This window comes from Fuscovulum blasticum DSM 2131 (genome assembly GCF_003034965.1).
Lineage (GTDB): Bacteria > Pseudomonadota > Alphaproteobacteria > Rhodobacterales > Rhodobacteraceae > Pseudogemmobacter > Pseudogemmobacter blasticus.
This window is the reverse complement of record NZ_PZKE01000003.1, coordinates 102,567-118,955: the sequence shown is the minus strand read 5'-3', so window position 1 is coordinate 118,955 and position 16,389 is coordinate 102,567. Positions and strand designations below refer to the sequence as shown.

The 16,389-nt window shown below is 68.3% G+C and carries 16 protein-coding genes; 10 read left to right on the top strand and 6 right to left on the bottom strand.

Annotated features, from left to right (window positions below):
- The first annotated feature begins 123 nt into the window (after window positions 1-123).
- The 5 genes from C5F44_RS04330 (at window position 124) to C5F44_RS04310 (ending at window position 5,174) form a co-directional block, all read left to right on the top strand.
- Window positions 124-705 (top strand): SH3 domain-containing protein, encoded by a 582-nt coding sequence (locus tag C5F44_RS04330; protein ID WP_412917525.1) that lies wholly within the window; start codon window positions 124-126, stop codon window positions 703-705.
- Between the two features lie 43 nt (window positions 706-748).
- Window positions 749-1,651 (top strand): cation diffusion facilitator family transporter, encoded by a 903-nt coding sequence (locus C5F44_RS04325; protein WP_107672280.1) that lies wholly within the window; start codon window positions 749-751, stop codon window positions 1,649-1,651.
- A gap of 93 nt (window positions 1,652-1,744) precedes the next feature.
- Window positions 1,745-2,419 (top strand): TetR/AcrR family transcriptional regulator, encoded by a 675-nt coding sequence (locus C5F44_RS04320; RefSeq protein ID WP_107672279.1) that lies wholly within the window; start codon window positions 1,745-1,747, stop codon window positions 2,417-2,419.
- Window positions 2,416-3,603, top strand: a complete 1,188-nt coding sequence (locus C5F44_RS04315; RefSeq protein ID WP_107672278.1) for a pyridoxal phosphate-dependent aminotransferase — start codon at window positions 2,416-2,418, stop codon at window positions 3,601-3,603. Before C5F44_RS04320 ends, C5F44_RS04315 begins: the two co-directional genes overlap by 4 nt.
- Window positions 3,600-5,174: a 5-guanidino-2-oxopentanoate decarboxylase gene (locus tag C5F44_RS04310; protein WP_107672277.1), complete on the top strand. Its 1,575-nt coding sequence runs from the start codon at window positions 3,600-3,602 to the stop codon at window positions 5,172-5,174. The genes C5F44_RS04315 and C5F44_RS04310 overlap by 4 nt, the downstream gene beginning before the upstream one ends.
- Here the strand turns inward: C5F44_RS04310 and C5F44_RS04305 are convergent.
- On the bottom strand, window positions 5,162-6,322 hold the full coding sequence (locus C5F44_RS04305; RefSeq protein ID WP_107672276.1) for an MFS transporter: 1,161 nt from the start codon (window positions 6,320-6,322) through the stop codon (window positions 5,162-5,164). The genes C5F44_RS04310 and C5F44_RS04305 overlap by 13 nt on opposite strands.
- Window positions 6,323-6,563: 241 nt before the next feature.
- Here C5F44_RS04305 and C5F44_RS04300 point away from each other — a divergent pair, with 241 nt between their 5' ends.
- The 3 genes from C5F44_RS04300 to C5F44_RS04290 all read left to right on the top strand — a co-directional run bounded on the left by C5F44_RS04300 (window position 6,564) and on the right by C5F44_RS04290 (window position 9,239).
- Complete coding sequence (locus tag C5F44_RS04300; protein WP_107672275.1) at window positions 6,564-7,160, top strand: 50S ribosomal protein L25/general stress protein Ctc; 597 nt, start codon at window positions 6,564-6,566, stop codon at window positions 7,158-7,160.
- A gap of 168 nt (window positions 7,161-7,328) precedes the next feature.
- Window positions 7,329-8,003, top strand: a complete 675-nt coding sequence (gene pth, locus C5F44_RS04295) for an aminoacyl-tRNA hydrolase (RefSeq protein WP_107672438.1) — start codon at window positions 7,329-7,331, stop codon at window positions 8,001-8,003.
- Window positions 8,004-8,096: 93 nt separating this feature from the next.
- Entirely contained in the window at window positions 8,097-9,239 is a 1,143-nt protein-coding gene (locus C5F44_RS04290) for a serine hydrolase domain-containing protein (RefSeq protein WP_107672274.1), read from the top strand.
- Between the two features lie 11 nt (window positions 9,240-9,250).
- Here the strand turns inward: C5F44_RS04290 and C5F44_RS04285 are convergent, their stop codons facing one another.
- A complete protein-coding gene (locus C5F44_RS04285) occupies window positions 9,251-10,243 on the bottom strand; it encodes a YcjF family protein (protein ID WP_107672437.1) in 993 nt (330 codons plus the stop codon).
- Window positions 10,244-10,266: 23 nt separating this feature from the next.
- Window positions 10,267-11,682, bottom strand: a complete 1,416-nt coding sequence (locus C5F44_RS04280) for a YcjX family GTP-binding protein (protein WP_107672273.1) — start codon at window positions 11,680-11,682, stop codon at window positions 10,267-10,269.
- 90 nt (window positions 11,683-11,772) lie between these two features.
- Here C5F44_RS04280 and truA point away from each other — a divergent pair, with 90 nt between their 5' ends.
- Window positions 11,773-12,546 carry a tRNA pseudouridine(38-40) synthase TruA gene (gene truA / locus C5F44_RS04275; protein ID WP_107672272.1) on the top strand — a complete coding sequence of 258 codons (774 nt, stop codon included), beginning with the start codon at window positions 11,773-11,775 and terminating at the stop codon, window positions 12,544-12,546.
- Window positions 12,547-12,619: 73 nt separating this feature from the next.
- Window positions 12,620-12,904, top strand: a complete 285-nt coding sequence (locus C5F44_RS04270) for a hypothetical protein (protein WP_107672271.1) — start codon at window positions 12,620-12,622, stop codon at window positions 12,902-12,904.
- A 4-nt stretch (window positions 12,905-12,908) separates the two neighbouring features.
- On the opposite strand, the gene C5F44_RS04265 is transcribed toward C5F44_RS04270, so the two are convergent.
- The 3 genes from C5F44_RS04265 to C5F44_RS04255 form a co-directional block, all read right to left on the bottom strand.
- Window positions 12,909-13,310 carry a response regulator transcription factor gene (locus tag C5F44_RS04265; RefSeq protein WP_107672270.1) on the bottom strand — a complete coding sequence of 134 codons (402 nt, stop codon included), beginning with the start codon at window positions 13,308-13,310 and terminating at the stop codon, window positions 12,909-12,911.
- A gap of 93 nt (window positions 13,311-13,403) precedes the next feature.
- Window positions 13,404-15,455, bottom strand: a complete 2,052-nt coding sequence (locus tag C5F44_RS04260; RefSeq protein ID WP_107672436.1) for an MFS transporter — start codon at window positions 15,453-15,455, stop codon at window positions 13,404-13,406.
- 259 nt (window positions 15,456-15,714) lie between these two features.
- On the bottom strand, window positions 15,715-16,389 hold the full coding sequence (locus C5F44_RS04255) for an adenylate kinase (RefSeq protein WP_107672269.1): 675 nt from the start codon (window positions 16,387-16,389) through the stop codon (window positions 15,715-15,717).

Here is a 16,389-nt window from a genome sequence, read left to right as displayed (position 1 = left end):
ACTTCCCTTGGGCGTCTTGCTGGGGCAGAGTGGGGCGAAGCGGGGCGGATCACAAGCCCCGAGACGAGGCAACATCGCCGCGGCTGCGAATTCCCGGCCGGGCGGCGAAGACGGGCAAGTGACATGTTTCGTGGGCGATTGGCGTTCCTGGTTTTCCTGATGTTCGGCGCGGTGGCGCTGCCCCTTGCGGCGCAAGAGACCGCCGGGGTTGAAACCGATGCGGCGATGCCGTCGGAAGATGCCGCTGGGGCCAAGACGGGAAAGGACTGCAAACCGGGCTTCGGCTGCGTGACAAACCTTCCCCTGCCGCGCTTTGTCAGCCTCAAGGGCGATGAGGGCAACGCCCGCCGGGGCCCGGGGCTGACGCACCGGATCGACTGGGTGTTCACCCGGCCCGGGATGCCCTTGATGATCACCGCCGAATTCGAACACTGGCGCCGGGTCGAAGATCAGGACGGCGCCGGCGGATGGGTGCATTATGCCCTGCTGTCAGGTGTGCGCACCGTGCTGATCACGCTGGACATGGCCGAGTTGCGCAGCAAGCCCGACCTCCGCGCCCCGGTCGAGGCGCAGGCCGAGATGGGCGTGATCGCCAAGGTCATCGAATGTCAGCCCGACTGGTGCCGGATTTCCGCCGACGGGCAAAAAGGCTGGGTCGAAAAGACCGCGCTTTGGGGTGTGCTGCCCGGCGAGATCATCGAATAAACCCCTAATTGCACGGCGCGCCTCTGCCGGTTAGGGGTGGCGCATGACACTCCCGAACCACGACTCACGCCTTACCCTTTCCGCCGGGCTTGCCTCGGTCAGCGTCGCCGGCGTGCTGGTGGCGCTGAAGCTGTGGGCGCTTTCGGAAACGGGCGCGCTGTCGGTGGCCGCCTCGCTGGCCGACAGCGCGCTGGATCTGGTGATGTCGCTGGCCGCGGCGGCCGCGATTCTGTACGCCGCGCGCCCGGCGGACGAAGACCACGCCTTCGGCCACACCTCGGCCGAGGATCTGGCGGCGCTGGGGCAATCGGTGTTCATCCTGGTATCGGCGGTGATCATTGCCGTTTCGGCCGTGCTGCGCCTGCTGGCCGGAGAGGCGACCCAGCTTCAGGCCGAAGGGCGCGGCATCATCGCCATGACGGTTTCCGTCGTGCTGACGCTGGCGCTGGTCTGGTGGCAGGGCCGGGTGGCGCGGCGCACCGGCAGCCGTGTGGTGGCGGCAGACCGGCTGCATTACATTGGCGACCTGCTGCCGAACATCGGCGCCATCGTGGCGCTGATCGCCTCGTCCCGGTTCGCGCTGCCGCAGGTGGATGCGGTGATCGCGCTGGCGGCGGCAGGCTTCATGATCCTGGGCGCGATCAGGATCGGCAGCGGCGCCTGGGATGCGCTGATGGACCGACGCGCCGACCCCGCCCTGATTGCCGGCATCGCCGCCATCGCCAAGGGCTGGCCGGGCGTTCATGGCTATCATGATCTGAAGACCCGCACCGCAGGCAGCCGGGTGTTTGTTCACCTTCATATCGAGCTGGACGGCGAGCAGACCCTGCGGGAGGCCCATGCGATTGGCGCCAGCCTGCGGCGCGCGATCCTGACCACCTATCCGCAGACCGATGTCATCATCCACAAGGATGTTGCGGCGCGCGACGGCCAGCCGGGCACCTGAAAAGACCGGCGACATGCCGCAAACAGGCTTGCATAGGCCGCCCCGACCGGAGATTATGCAGATGTATAACAATCTGCCCCGGTCCGATTACCCATGCAACCAGAACGCCGCAGCTTCATTCGCGACACCGAAGAGAACCGCCGCGAGGCGCTGATCGCCGCCACGCAGGCACTGGTGGCCGAGGGTGGGCCGCAGGCGGCAACCGTGCGCGCCATTGCGGCGCGGGCCGGGGTGACCCCGGGGCTGATCCGGCACTACTTCGGGTCCAAGGACGAACTGACCCGCGCCGCCTATACCGCGCTGGTCGACGGGATGACCGACAAGGGCGCCGATGCGCTGGCCGGCGTGGGCGCCGATCCCGGCGAACGGCTTGCGGCCTTTGTTGCCGCCTCGCTGCGCCCGCCGGTGGTGGACGCCCGCGCGGTTGGCCTTTGGGCGGGCTATCTGCACCAGGTCCAGCAGGATGCGGCCCTGCTGGCCCAGCATGAACGCAGCTACCTGCGCTACCGCGATCAGTTGCAGGCGCTGATCGCCGATCTGGACCGGCCAGACGTGACCACGGCGCAACTGCGGCAAGAGGCCATCGCCTGCAATGCCGTGCTGGACGGGCTGTGGCTGGAAGGCTCGGTCCTGCCGCGCGGATTTGAGCCCGGCGAACTGGTCCGCATCGGCCTGCGCTCGATCAGCGCCATCCTTGGCGCCGACCTGACCCGCCACACCACCTTCATTCCCGAACTGCACACGACACCCGGAAAGGCCCAAGCATGAAATACGCCAGCGTGACCGAACGGCTGAAACACCTTGGCTCGGCCAAATGGGATCTGCATTTCCGCGCCCGCGCGCTGGCTGCGGCGGGCCGGGACATTCTGGAATTCACAATCGGCGAACCCGACGTGCCCACGCCCGACAGCCTGATCCAGGCGGCAACCCGGGCGATGCAGGCCGGGCGGACCGGCTATTCCAACGGCCGGGGCGAACCCGAGACGGTGGCCGCCATCGCCCGCCGCTATGCGGCCCGCCGGGGCCGGCCGATCGGCACCGATCAGGTGATCTGCATCACCGGCACGCAGACGGCGCTTTACGGCATCCTGCGGACGCTGGTCGAAACCGGGGACGAGGTGCTGTTGGGCGATCCGCTTTATGCCACCTATGAAGGGCTGATCGCACAGACCGGCGCGACCATGGTGCCCGTGCCGCTGCGGCCCGAACACGGCTTCCGAATGCAGGCCGCCGATGTCGAGGCGCGGATCACCCCGCGCACCCGCGTGCTGTTCCTGAACACGCCGCACAACCCCACCGGCGCGGTGCTGCGCCGCGAAGAGATTGCCGCCTTGGGCGAGGTGGCCCGCAAGCATGATCTCTGGATCCTGTCCGATGAGGTTTATGAGGATCTGGTCTTCCCCGGGGTCGCCTTCACCTCGCCGCTGGATCTGCCGGACCTGGCCGAACGCACGGTGATCGCCGCCTCGATCTCCAAGTCGCACGCGGCGCCCGGCTTCCGTTCGGGCTGGGTCATCGGGCCGTCCGAGTTCATTTCGCGCATGTTGCCGCTTTCAGAAACCATGCTTTTCGGGGCGCAACCCTTCATCGCAGACATGACGGCGCTTGCAGTATCCGAACCTTCTCCGGTTGCGGCCGGCATGACGGAACGCTTTGCCCGCCGCGCCGCGATGTTCTTTAAAGGGCTGGATGGTGTGGCCGGGCTGCGGGTGCATCGCCCCGAGGCCGGCATGTTCACGCTGCTGGATGTGCGGGCCACCGGCCTGTCGGGCGAAGCCTTCGCCCGCAGCCTGCTGGAAGAACAGTCGGTCGCCGCCATGCCGGGCGAAAGTTTCGGCAGCAGCCTGGGCGGCTGGCTGCGCATTTCGCTGACGCAGGACGACGCCCGCGTGGCCGAGGCGATCCGGCGCATCGCGGCCCATGCCGCCCGCCTGCAAGGACACGCGGCATGACGACGGTTGGCGAACGGCTGGTTCAGGGTCTGGCCGCGCGCGGGGTCGAGGTGGTGTTCGGCATCCCGGGCGTGCATACGATCGAGCTTTATCGCGGGCTTGCGCAGGGGCTGATCCGCCATGTCACGCCACGCCACGAACAGGGCGCGGGTTTCATGGCCGATGGCTACGCCCGGGTGACCGGCAAGCCGGGGGTGGCCTTCGTCATCACCGGGCCGGGGCTGACCAACACGCTGACGGCCATGGCGCAGGCAAAGGCCGATTCCGTGCCGATGCTGGTAATCTCGGGCGTCAACCGCCGCGCGTCGCTGGGCAAGGGCCTGGGCCTGCTCCATGAACTGCCCGATCAGGCGGCGATGGTCCGCGCCCTGTGCCCCACAGAAACCCTGACCGACCCCGCCGATCTGGGCGCCGTGCTGGACCGCGCCTTTGCCGCCATGCTGGGCGGCCGCCCGGGCCCGGCCCATATCGAGATTCCGACCGATGTGATGGGCCTGCCCTGCCCCGAACTGGAGGCCCCCGCCGCGCTGCCGGCCCCGCCGCAGGCAACCACCCAAGATCTTGAGGCGGCCACGGCCCTGCTGTCGGCCGCGCGACGCCCGGTGATCCTGACCGGCGGCGGCGCCCGTTTTGCCGAAGCCGCGCTGCAATCACTTGCCGAAACGCTGGATGCCCCCGTCATCCAGACCGCCAACGCCCGCGGCCTGCTGCACGGGCACCCGCTGGCCGTTGCCGCCTCGCCCAGCCTTGAGGCGACGCGCGACCTGATCCGGGGCGCCGATGCAATTCTGGCGCTTGGCACTGAACTGGGGCCGACCGACTATGACATGTATGTCAACGGTCGCCTGCCTGACCTGTCATCCATGATCCGGGTCGATCTATGCGCCGCCCAACTGGCCCGCCATCCGGCCCGGTTGGCGGTGCAGGCCGAAGCGGGCGCCTTTGCCGCCGCGCTGGCCGCAAGGCTGCCGCCCCGGCAGGGCGACGGTGCCGCCCGTGCCGCAACCGCGCGCAGCGCCGCCCGCGCCGAACTGGCGGGGCTGCATCCGGGGATGTCCGACCAGTTGGCGATGGTCGAGGCCATCCGCGATGCCATGCCGGGCGCGCTGATCGTGGGCGACAGCACCCAGCCGGTCTATGCCGCCAACCTGTTCTATGACCATGACCGCCCGCGCGGCTGGTTCAACGCCGCCACCGGCTATGGCGCGCTTGGCTTCGGCCCCGGCGCGGCCATCGGCGCGGCGGTCGCGGCGCCGGGTGCCCCGGTGGTCTGCCTGATCGGCGACGGCGGCCTTGGCTTTGACCCGGCCCAGCTTCGGGTGGCGGTCGATGAAACCCTGCCCGTCACCTTCGTGGTCTGGAACAATGCCGCCTATCGCGAAATCGCCGAGGCAATGATCACCGCCCAGACAAAGGTGATCGGCTGCAGCCCCAGCCCGTTTGACATGGCGCATTTCGCGGCCGCCTGCAGCCTGCCCTATGCCCGCGTCCCGCAGGAACCGGAGGCGCTGGCCCAAGCGCTGCGGACACCCGCGCCCGGCCCCCGGCTGATCGAGGTTCAGGCCCGCTGAACCCGGCCGCTGGCCCGCAGCATCAGCGCGGCCAGCGGGAAGATGCAGAGCAGCGCGCAGGCGGTAAAGATGAAGGCCGCCCGCAACCCGAAGGCCCCGGCGACGAAACCCAGCATCGGCGGGCCGAAGAAATAGCCGAAGTAGCCCAACAGGGTGGCCCGCGCGACGGCCCGCGCCCGCGCTTCAGGCGGGCCAAGGCGGCCCACCAGCGAAAAGGCCGTTGGGGCAATCACCGAAGAGCCGATTCCCATCACGATGAAGCCCGCATAGGCCATGGCGGGCGAAATGGCCTGCGACGCGATCAGCGCCCCCGTCGCGGAAATGACCGCGCCCCCCTTCAGCAGTGCGGTCGGGCTGATCCGGCCGGCAATGCCCTGCCCCGCCAGCCGCGCAAACCCCATGGTCAGCGCCAGCGCCGCCGGGCCAAGCGCCCCTTCGGAAGGGCTGCCGCCCAGCGTCTTTTCGATATGCAGCGCCGACCAGTTCTCGGCCGCATTCTCGGTCAGGAAGGCGATCAGCACCATGCCGCCGCCGATCACCGGCAACAGGCCAAGCCCGCCGCCCGATCCATCCTGCGGCTTGCGCAGGCCATGGATGGTGCCATCCCGTTCCCATGTCAGCAGCGCGCAGACCAGCCCGAAGGCCGCCATCACCCCCATGACCCAGCCCGGCCCCCAGCCCCAGCCGCGCATGAAGCCGGTGCCGATCGCCCCGGCGGCATAGCCGAAGGAATAGGCGGCATGGGTCAGGTTCATCAGGTGCAGGCCGCGCTCTGTCTCGATCTGGGCGGTGCGGGCGTTCATCAACACATCGGTCAGCCCGGTGGCTGCGCCGCAGCACATCATGGCCACCGGAAACAGCCAGACCACGGGCACCTGCCCCGGCAGCGCAAAGGCCAGCGCCATGGCCCCGGCGGACAGCGGCAGCGCAATCCGGCCCAGACCGGCCCCGATGACGGGGGCCAGCAGCATGGCCGTCACCGCCGCCAGCGGCGTGAACAGCAGCAGGAACCCCAGCCGCGCCTCATCAACGCCCAGCATGGTTTTCAGATCGGGCAGAACGGCGGCGAAGGTGCCCCACAGCACGCCCATGGCGGCGAAGGCCGCCACCGCCGGCCGCGCGGCGATCAGGGTTCGGGCAAGGGGCATCACGGACTCCGGGTCTTTCAGGAACCGCGACCTTGCCCGCCGCGCCCCCGCCCGTCCATCCTGCGCGCGACACCGAAAGCGCGCGAAACGGCGCGGGCCTTGCGGAACAGGGGCCGGACTGCCTGCTTTTCCTGCGGATCAGCCGGATTTCGGGCTTTCCCTGCCGCAGATTCCCCGCTATAGGCCGCGGGTCGCGCCATGCACCCTTGGAGGATGGCGGACGAACATTAGGAGAGAACCAATGGCTCGCGAGATCCCCGATCTTCAGGCCGTGGTGCGGACGGGGACAGGCAAGGGGGCCGCCCGTCAAGCCCGCAGAGAGGGCTACGTACCCGGCATCGTCTATGGCGACGGCAAAGAGCCGACGCCGATCAACCTGAACTACTACTATCTGCTGAAGCGCCTGAAGGCCGGCCGCTTCCTGCAGACGCTGTTCAACCTCAAGGTTGAAGGCCAGCCTGACACGCATGTGATCTGCCGCGGTGTGCAGCGCGATGTGGTCAAGGATCTGCCCACCCATGTGGACTTCATGCGCATTCACGACGAATCGCGCATCAACCTGTTCATCCATGTGACCTTCATCAACCACGAAGCCAGCCCCGGCCTGAAGCGCGGCGGCACGCTGACGGTGATGCGCCCGGAAGTCGAACTGGAAGTGATGGCCGGGGATATCCCGGACCACATCACCGTCGACCTGACCGGCAAGGTGATCGGCGACGTGATCCACATCAACGACATTCCGCTGCCTGCCGGCGTCAAGCCGACCGTCAACCGGAACTTCGCCGTGGCGAACATCGCAGCTCCGGCCGGTCTGGCCGCGGTGGCTGACGAAGAATAAGGCCTGGGCCTTTACAGAACAGGATCACGGGGGGCCGTCGCGCCCCCCGTTTTCATTCCGGCAGGCGCATCATCCGGGGCTGCCGGTTGAGGGGGCGGCGCATCGCCGCTATACCGGCGGGGTCAGATCCGGGCGGCCCGGAGCGACAGGATGACGGGGGCAGGAACGGTGAAACTCTTTGTCGGCCTTGGCAACCCCGGCGCGAAATACGCGGGCAACCGGCACAACATCGGCTTCATGGCGGTGGATCGCATCGCGGCCGACCATGGCTTCGGCCCGTGGAAGAAGGCGTTTCAGGGGCTGGCCAGCGAAGGCCGGCTGGGCGCCGAAAAGGTGGTGCTGCTCAAGCCCGAAACCTTCATGAACCTCTCCGGCCAGTCGGTTCGCGCCGCTGCCGATTTCTACAAGATCGGCCCCGAAGACATTACCGTTTTCCATGATGAGCTGGACCTTGCCCCCGGCAAGTGCCGCGTCAAGCAGGGCGGTGGCCATGCCGGGCACAACGGGCTGCGGTCCATCCATGCCCATCTGGGCGAAGCCTACGGCCGGGTCCGGCTGGGCATCGGCCACCCCGGCCACAAGGATGCCGTGGCCGCCTATGTGCTGCACGATTTCGCCAAGGCCGATCAGGACTGGCTGGACGATCTGCTGCGCGGCCTGTCGGACGGGGCGGCGGCCCTGGCGGCGGGCGATGGCACCCGCTTCATGAATGCGGTGTCGCTGCGCACCGCACCGCCCCGGTCTTCGGCCACAGCCGACGAAAAGCCGCGCGCCACCCCGCCGGAGCCCCCCGCCGAAGACAGCCGCAGCCCGATGCAGAAGCTGCTCGACAAGTTCCGCTGACTGGCCCGACGTAACGTCAACCAGACCTGCCCGCGCTTGATTGCGGCCCGCGCCTGATGCTTCCTGCGGCAGGGGCACGGAGGAGAAACGGGAATGCGGCGCATCCTGAAGGTTTTGCTGATCGCGGTTGTCGCACTGGCAGCCGTCGCCGCCTGGAAACGCGACGAGATCACCCGCCTGATGGCGGCCAATTCGCTGTTTTCCCCCGGCACGATCGTCCAGAATTTCAGCCATATGGACAAGTTGTTCCTGACCCGGGCCCTGAGCCGGGGCGACGGGCCGGTTTCACCCCTGCCGCAGGGGGAACCCATGACCCTGCCCCCCGGCGCGGAGGACTGGATCAAAGCGCGCAGCGTGACGGGGCTTGTCGTGCTGAAAGATGGCCAGATCCGGCACGAAAGCTATTACCTTGGCACCGGGCCGGACGATCTGCGGATCAGTTGGTCAATGGCGAAATCGGTGCTGGCCTCGCTGTTCGGCCTTGTGCTGGCCGACGGGTCCATCACCTCGATCGACGATCCGGTGATCAAATACGCGCCGTCGCTGAAGGGCTCGGCCTATGACGGCACCACGATCCGCGATGTGCTGACCATGACCTCGGGTGTGGCCTTCAACGAGGACTACATGGATTTCTGGTCCGACATCAACAAGATGGGCCGTATCCTTGCCCTTGGCGGCAGCATGGATGGCTTTGCCGCAGGCCTGACCGAACGCGCCACCGAACCCGGCACCCATATGCACTATGTTTCCGTCGATACGCATGTGATCGGCATGGTGATCCGCGGCGCCACCGGCAAGGACATTCCCGAACTGCTGGAGGACCGCATCCTGACGCCGATGGGGTTTGAGGCCGCGCCCTATTACCTGACCGATGGCGAGGGCGTCAGCTTCGTTCTGGGCGGGCTGAACATGCGAACGCGCGATTATGCCCGGGTCGCGGGCATGATCGCCGCAAACGGCCGCTGGAACGGCACGCAGATCGTTCCCGAACCCTGGGTCGAGGCGATGACCACGAAACAGGCTCCCGATGGGGCGGGATACGGGTTCCAGTGGTGGGTGCCCGACGATGCCCGCCCCGGCGAGGTGATGGCGCGGGGCATCTACGGGCAATACCTCTGGATCGACCGCACCAAGGGGATCGCCATCGCCGTGAACGCGGCCGACCGCGGGTTCGAGGAACCGGGCGTCGAGGCGCAGAACCTGGCCATGCTGCGCGCCATCGCCGACGCGCTGTAACCCCGCGCCGGTCAGGCCTGGCCGCCACCGTTGCCCTTGGCCGCCCCGTTGCGCGGGATCATCCCCGCCAGCGCCCGGCTGACCAGGGCCGAGACCTTGGGCCGTTCCGTCGCCACAAAGGGCAGCGGGCGGCATAGGTCCATGGCGGCAATGCCGATCCGCGCCGTCAGGGCGCCGTTGACCACGCCTTCGCCGAACCGGCGCGACAGCTTGGACAGCACCCCCCCGCCCGCGACCGACCCGATCAGGTCATCGGTCAGCGCCACCGCCCCGGTGGCCACCAGCGAGGTGAAGACCCGTCGCATCAGCTTCCAGCTTCCCAGCGTGCCGGCGCGGCCGCCGTAGATCTCCGCGATGCGCCGGATCATCCGCAGGTTGGAAAACAGCGCCGCCGCCACATCGACCAGCGCCAGCGGCACAAATGCCGTGATCGCCGCCACCCGCCGCGCGGCGCCTTCGATCTCGGCCCGCACCAGTGCATCCAACGGCGCCAGAACCTCGGCCTCGGCCAGCGACAGAAGGGCGTCGGCATCCATCAGCTCATCGGCGCGTTCATGAAACCGCGACAGGCCCCAGGCCGCCTCGGGACGCCCGTCATACAGCCGCAGCACCGCCTGTGTCACGCCGCGCGCGGCCTTGAGGTCGGCCTTGGCATGGGCTTCGGTCGCACGGCTGCGCAGCGCATCCAGCCGCGCCAGCCGGGCAAAGCCCGCCATCTCGCGCAGCGACAGCAGCAGCGCGGCCAGCACCGCCAGCCCGACCAGAACCACCGCGATCCAGCCCAGAACCGGATTGCGCGCCAGCAGGTCGGTCACGAATTCCCAGGCCGCCACCGACAGCACAAAGCTGAACAACGCCCCGAAGGCCCAGACCGCAAAGCGGCGCAGCCGGTTCGGCGGCGCGGTGGCGATGCTGGCCAGCGCCTGCATCGCCTCGCCCGAAGGGAGGGTATCGGGCACCGGCGGCGCGGTCGAGGGATCGGCCTCGTCGTCCTCCAGCTCCATCAGAAAGGGCTTGGGCGCCTCGGTCACAGACGGTCTCCGATCAGGAACTCGACCGCCCGGTCCAGGCGGATATGCGGCGGGCCTTCGCCGGGGCGCAGGTTCAGCCGCGCGGGGGCAAAGGTCATCAGCCCGTATTCGGCATCCAGCCAGCGCGTCGCCCCGCCCCGCGCAGGCGCCAGCACGCGCGACGGATCAGCCGGCAACGCGCCGGGATACATCACCGCCGGCTTGCCGGTGGACAACAGCCGCCCCTTGACCGAGGGCAGCCGCTGCCCGTCGCGTTCGATCACCTCTTCCACCGTGGCGCGCAGGCCGGCCAGCGACAGCGCCGCCACCTCGGCCCCGGCAAATTCGGCGCGTCCCTTGGCTTCGGCCACCAGCGCCTCGGCAATGGCCGCCAGTTGCGGGTGCTGTTCGTGGTGCAGATGGTCGGCCTTGGTCGCCGCGAACAGGATCTTTTCCACCCGCTTGGCCCCCAGAAGCGTGGCCAGCCAGCCGGTGCGCCCCACGCGGAACGCCTGCAGGATTTCGGCCATCAGCCGGCGCAGGTCTTCCACCGCGCGCGGCCCCTGATGGATGGCCCCCAGCACGTCCATCAGCACCACCTGCCGGTCGATCCGGGAAAAGTGGTCGCGGAAGAACGGCGCGACAACGCGGTCCTTGTAGGCGGCATAGCGCCGCTCCATCTCGCGCCAGAGGCTGCCCCGCGGCATCTGGCCGGGGTGGCGCAACGGCGCAAAGGTCAGCACGGGCGACCCGGCCAGATCGCCGGGCAACAGGAAGCGGCCCGGCGTGCAATCGGAATGTCCGGCCGCCCGCGCCGCTTGCAGATAGGTGGTGAAGCTGCGGGCCAGCGCCTGCGCGCGGGCCTCGTCCAGTCGGGCCGCGCCATCCTCGGCCCGCACCAGCGCCAGATACTCGGCCCCCTCGGGCCGCTCTTCCAGCCGGATCAGCGTGTCATGCGCCCATGTCTCGTAGGATTTCTCCATCAGTGACAGGTCCAGCAGCCATTCGCCGGGATAATCCACAATATCCAGATGCACCACGGTCGGGCCGCGGAACCCCGCGAACCAGCCGCCGGGCCGCACCCGGAACGACAGCCGCAGTTCCGAGATTGACCGCGTGCTGTCGGGCCAGCGCGGCACCTCGGCCATCAGCGCGGCCATATGGCCTTCGTAGTCGAAGCGCGGCAGCGTATCGTCGGGCTGCGGTTGCAGATAGACCGCCTCGATCCGACCCTCGCGTTCAGCCGTCAGTTGCGGCATCCGCCCCCGGGCCAGCAGGTTGGAAATCAGCCCAGTGATGAACACGGTCTTGCCGGCGCGCGACAGGCCGGTGACGCCCAGCCGGATCACCGGCTCGAACAGATATTCCGAAACGCGCGCCTGCACGCCCTCGACGCCCCGCGCAATACCGTCCGTGATCCCGAAGAGTGCCAAGATGCGTCCTTTTCTTCGGGCGCAAGATAGGCGCGACAGCGGCCATTGGAAAGGTGGACAGGCCGGGGACCATGCGCTAATCGCCGCGACATGTCGCGCTATGCCCTGAAGGTTGAATATCACGGCGCCCCGTTCTGCGGCTGGCAGCGGCAGGCCGATGGCCAGCCCTCGGTGCAGGCCGCCATCGAGGAGGCGCTGGCCCGGCTGGAACCCGGGCCGCACCGCATTGCGGCAGCCGGGCGCACCGATGCCGGCGTCCATGCCACAGGCCAGGTCGCCCATGCCGATCTGGCGCGCGACTGGGACGCGTTCCGCCTGTCCGAGGCGTTGAACTGGCACCTCCGGCCGCTGCCGGTGGCCATCACCGCCTGCGCCCGCGTGGATGACGAGTTCCACGCCCGGTTTTCGGCCGTGGAACGCCGCTACCTGTTCCGAATGGTCGCCCGCCGCGCGCCGGTCACCCATGATGCGGGTCTGGTCTGGCAGGTGCAATCGCGCCCCGATCTGGAGGCGCTGCGGACAGGCGCCGCGCATCTGGTGGGCCGGCATGATTTCACCACCTTCCGCGCGGCGCTGTGTCAGGCCGACAGCCCGGTCAAGACGCTGGACGAGATCACCGTGTCCGAACACCCCTATCCGGGCGGCACGGAAATCCGCTTTGCCCTGCGCGCCCGCAGCTTCCTGCACAATCAAGTGCGCTCGATCGTCGGCACGCTGGAACGTGTCGGCGCCGGGGCCTGGCCCCCGGACCGCGTGGCAACGGCCCTTGCCGCCCGCGACCGCGCCGCCTGCGGCCCGGTTGCCCCGCCACAGGGGCTGTATCTGACGGGCGTCACCTATCCGGCCGATCCCTTCGCCGGCTGATCGCAAAGGCGAAACGGTGGACCGGCAGGCCGGTTTGGCTTAGGAATTCTGCACAGCGAAGAAAGGCCCCTGCATGACCCTCAGCCAACTGATCCTGTCGCAACTTGCCGATCCGTTCCGCATTGGCCTGATCATCGCGCTTGTCTTCACCATGCTGCGCACCCGCTCTGCCACGGGCGTCTGGCTGCCGCTGGCCGCGGGCGTGCTTTTCGTGGCAGTGATCCTGCCCACCACCATGGGCACCGCCAGCCCCGAACCGCTGTGGCGGCAGGTGGCGACGGGTGTGGTCGCGAACAGCGTGATCCTGGGCGTGGTTCTGGGCATCTGGACGGCGATCCGCCGCGCCCGCGGCGGCTGACGGCTCAGGCGGCCAGCAGGCGGCGCAATTCGCGGCGCAGGCTTTCCAGTTCGAAGGGTTTTGACACGAAGCCATCGGCGCCCAGATCGCGGGCGCGGCGCTGGTCCTGCGCGGAGCCGCGCGCCGTCATCATGAGGATGCGGATGCCGGCGGTGGCGGGATCGTCGCGCAACTGGTGGCAGATGTCATAGCCCGAGAGGCCGGGCAGCATCACGTCAAGCAGCACCAGATCGGGACGGCGGTCGCGGATCAGCCGCAGCGCCTCTGCCCCGTCGGCCACCCGTTCATGCGCATAGCCTTCGCGGCCCAGAACGAACTCCAGCGCAAGCGCGATGGAATCGTCGTCCTCGACGATCATCACATGGCGCGGATGCGCCTCGACTGGGACGGCAGCGTCCGCGGGCATCGCTTGGTCTCACCTCAGTATCTGCAAAAGGGCCAAACGAGAAAGAAGCAGAAAGCCCGGGCCGGGGGCGAACCCCGGCCCGGGCGTGAGGCATCACTTGCCGGTGTCGGCGAAGATGTCCTTCTTGTGGGTGCCGCCCGGCACGAAGATCGCGCCGATGACCACGGTCATCACCGCAACCACGATGGCGTACCACAGGCCGGCGTAGATGTTGCCGGACTGCGCCGAGATCGCGAAGGCGGTCGCGGGCAGCAGGCCACCGAACCAGCCGTTGCCGATGTGATAGGGCAGCGACAGACCCGAGTAGCGGATGCGCGTCGGGAACAGTTCCACCAGCATCGCGGCGATCGGGCCATAAACCATCGTCACCAGCAGGATCAGATAGGTCAGGACCGCAATGATCGTCAGCTTCTGCGCGGTGAAGATGTCGATGAAGTTCTGCGCCTTGGCAACAGTGGTGTTCTTGTCGGCAACCAGCGGATAGCCGGCAGCGCCAAGCGCATCGTTCAGCGCCTTTTCGAAGGCGGCCTTCACGCCGCTTTCCTTGGCAACAACAGCCGCAGCCTCGTCATACTTGGCCAGGATGTCGGCCGGAACCGCCATGCGGGCGGTGTCCAGCGTCGCCTGAAGCGGGGCAACGGCGGCGGTCGCGCTGTCAACGGCAGCCTGCGCCGCAGCCTTGGCCGCGTCGTCGGTGCCGGCTTCGGCGGCGGTCAGCGCCTTCTGGGCAGTGCCAACGGCAGCCTTGGCGGCAGCCACGGCCTTTTCGGCATCCGTCAGCGCGGTCAGCGCAGCGGCGTCGATGCCCTTCGACACTTCGGCAAGCGCAGCCTTGGCATCGGCGATGGCCGCGGCGTTCTTGGCGGCGTCATAGGCAACCACTTCGGTCTCGCCCACCTTGACGGTGGCAACGGTGCCAGCCGGGGCTTCGACCGTGGTCGAGTTCACCGAGCTCTTCGACAGCGTGGCTTTCACGATGTCGCAGCTATTGTTGAACTTCGCGGTGCCGACCGGGTTGAACTGGAACGAGCAGTCAGCCGGATCGGCGGTCACCACGACCGGAACCTGCTGCGCGGCGTGCAGAGCGGGGTTCGCGGTGGCGGTCAGGAACTTGAACACCGGGAAGTAGGTGACGGCCGCGATCAGGCAGCCCGCCAGGATGATCGGCTTGCGGCCGATACGGTCCGAGAGCGAGCCGAAGAAGATGAAGCCCCAGGTGCCCAGGATCAGCGACCAGGCCACGAAGACGTTGGCGCTGAAGCTGTCGACCTTGATCACGTTCTGCATGAAGAACAGCGCGTAGAACTGGCCCGAGTACCACACCACGGCCTGGCCGGCGGTCAGACCGAGCAGGGCGATCAGGGCGATCTTGGCGTTCTTCCACTGGCCGAAGGCTTCGCGCAGCGGCGCCTTCGAGGCGGAACCCTCTTCCTTCATCTTCTTGAAGGCGGGGGATTCGTTCATCTGCAGACGGATGTAGAGCGAAACCAGCAGCAGCAGGATCGAGCCCAGGAACGGAATCCGCCAGCCCCAGGCGTTGAACGCCTTCATCATTGCCGGCGTGCCGTCAGCGTTGAAGGTGGCCGCACCGGCCGCGTCCAGCACCGGCTGGTCGGGATAGGCGCCGTTCACATAGCCCTGCACCGACAGGATGACGACCAGCGACAGGAGAAGACCCAGCGTCGCGGTGGTCTGGATGAAGGCGGTGAAGTAGCCGCGCTGGTTGGCCGGCGCGTGCTCGGCCACATAGACCGCGGCCCCGCCGTATTCGCCGCCAAGCGCCAGACCCTGCGCCATCCGCAGCACGATCAGGATGATCGGCGCCGCGATGCCCCAGGAGAAGTAGTTGGGAAGCAGGCCGACGATGAAGGTCGACAGGCCCATGATCAGGATGGTCATCAGGAAGGTGTACTTCCGGCCGATGAGGTCACCCAGCATCCCGAACACCAGCGCGCCGAACGGGCGCACGATGAAGCCCGCCGCAAAGGCCAGCAGCGCAAACACGTTGCGCGTGGCTTCCGGGAAGGGGGTGAAGAACTGCGCGCCGATGATCGCGGCGAGCGAGCCGTAAAGATAGAAGTCGTACCACTCGAAGATGGTCCCGGCAGAGGAAGCAAGAATAACCTTCTTCTCCTCTGCGGTCATGGGACGCGAGCGATCGCGCACGTCCGAACCGGTCATAGCCATTTGGCTTCCTCCATGTTGCCCCGCCTTGCGGTCGGAGCGGTTCCCTTTCGCATTCGGCCTCTTGCCCGCCCGCGAAAGACGGGCCGGGCCCCTGGGCCCCCGTCCCCCTGCGGGGCCGGAGGTCGGGCGAGAGGGCATCCCGCAGGTGGTGCGGTCCGCCTCCCCTTCCGGTCTTGTCCGGCGCCCGGGCTCCTCCTGCCCGGATGCCGGCTGGTCGTCAGGCCGCCACGCGCCCCACGATGGCCCCCAGCGCGGCCCGGATCGCGGCGATGGTTCCCATCGCGTCGATGCGCTCCAGCACGCCCTTGCCGTCGTAATAGGCGATCAGCGGTGCCGTCTGGGCGTGATAGGCCTTCAGCCTTTCGCGCACCGTTTCGGCGGTGTCGTCGGCCCGGCGCTTGAACGCCGTGCCGCCGCATTTGTCGCAAGTGCCCGCCACGGCGGGCCGCTTGAATTCGTCGTGATAGCCTTCGCCGCAGGTGGCGCAGGTGCTGCGGCCGGCAACGCGGCCGACCATGGCCTCGTCATCAACCTCAAGGCTGATCGCGGCCGTCACCCGTTGGCCGGTTTCGGCCAGCAGCACATCCAGCGCAGAGGCCTGGCCATCGGTCCGGGGAAAGCCGTCCAGGATGATGCCGCGCGCCACATCCGGCGCCGCCATCCGGTCGCGCAGGATGGCCAGGACGATCTCGTCGCTGACCAGCCCGCCGGCGTCCATCACCGATTTCGCCCGACGGCCGGCCTCGCTGCCCGAGGCAACAGCGGCGCGCAGCAGATCACCCGTCGAAAGCTGGATCAGACCGAAGTCCTCTTCCAGGATACGCGCCTGTGTGCCCTTCCCGGCCCCCGGAGGGCCGAGCAGGATCAGGACGGGGGACTGGGATGCCGCCAT

Bases quoted from the DNA above. Each gene is read 5' to 3' on its own strand.
- C5F44_RS04305 (WP_107672276.1), bottom strand. From the start codon at position 6,322: ATGCCCCTTGCCCGAACCCTGATCGCCGCGCGGCCGGCGGTGGCGGCC.
- C5F44_RS04310 (WP_107672277.1), top strand. From the start codon at position 3,600: ATGACGACGGTTGGCGAACGGCTGGTTCAGGGTCTGGCCGCGCGCGGG.
- C5F44_RS04325 (WP_107672280.1), top strand. From the start codon at position 749: ATGACACTCCCGAACCACGACTCACGCCTTACCCTTTCCGCCGGGCTT.
- C5F44_RS04290 (WP_107672274.1), top strand. From the start codon at position 8,097: ATGCGGCGCATCCTGAAGGTTTTGCTGATCGCGGTTGTCGCACTGGCA.
- C5F44_RS04260 (WP_107672436.1), bottom strand. From the start codon at position 15,455: ATGACCGCAGAGGAGAAGAAGGTTATTCTTGCTTCCTCTGCCGGGACC.
- C5F44_RS04320 (WP_107672279.1), top strand. From the start codon at position 1,745: ATGCAACCAGAACGCCGCAGCTTCATTCGCGACACCGAAGAGAACCGC.
- truA (WP_107672272.1), top strand. From the start codon at position 11,773: ATGTCGCGCTATGCCCTGAAGGTTGAATATCACGGCGCCCCGTTCTGC.
- C5F44_RS04300 (WP_107672275.1), top strand. From the start codon at position 6,564: ATGGCTCGCGAGATCCCCGATCTTCAGGCCGTGGTGCGGACGGGGACA.
- C5F44_RS04330 (WP_412917525.1), top strand. From the start codon at position 124: ATGTTTCGTGGGCGATTGGCGTTCCTGGTTTTCCTGATGTTCGGCGCG.
- C5F44_RS04270 (WP_107672271.1), top strand. From the start codon at position 12,620: ATGACCCTCAGCCAACTGATCCTGTCGCAACTTGCCGATCCGTTCCGC.
- C5F44_RS04315 (WP_107672278.1), top strand. From the start codon at position 2,416: ATGAAATACGCCAGCGTGACCGAACGGCTGAAACACCTTGGCTCGGCC.
- C5F44_RS04255 (WP_107672269.1), bottom strand. From the start codon at position 16,389: ATGGCGGCATCCCAGTCCCCCGTCCTGATCCTGCTCGGCCCTCCGGGG.
- C5F44_RS04265 (WP_107672270.1), bottom strand. From the start codon at position 13,310: ATGCCCGCGGACGCTGCCGTCCCAGTCGAGGCGCATCCGCGCCATGTG.
- C5F44_RS04285 (WP_107672437.1), bottom strand. From the start codon at position 10,243: ATGGAGCTGGAGGACGACGAGGCCGATCCCTCGACCGCGCCGCCGGTG.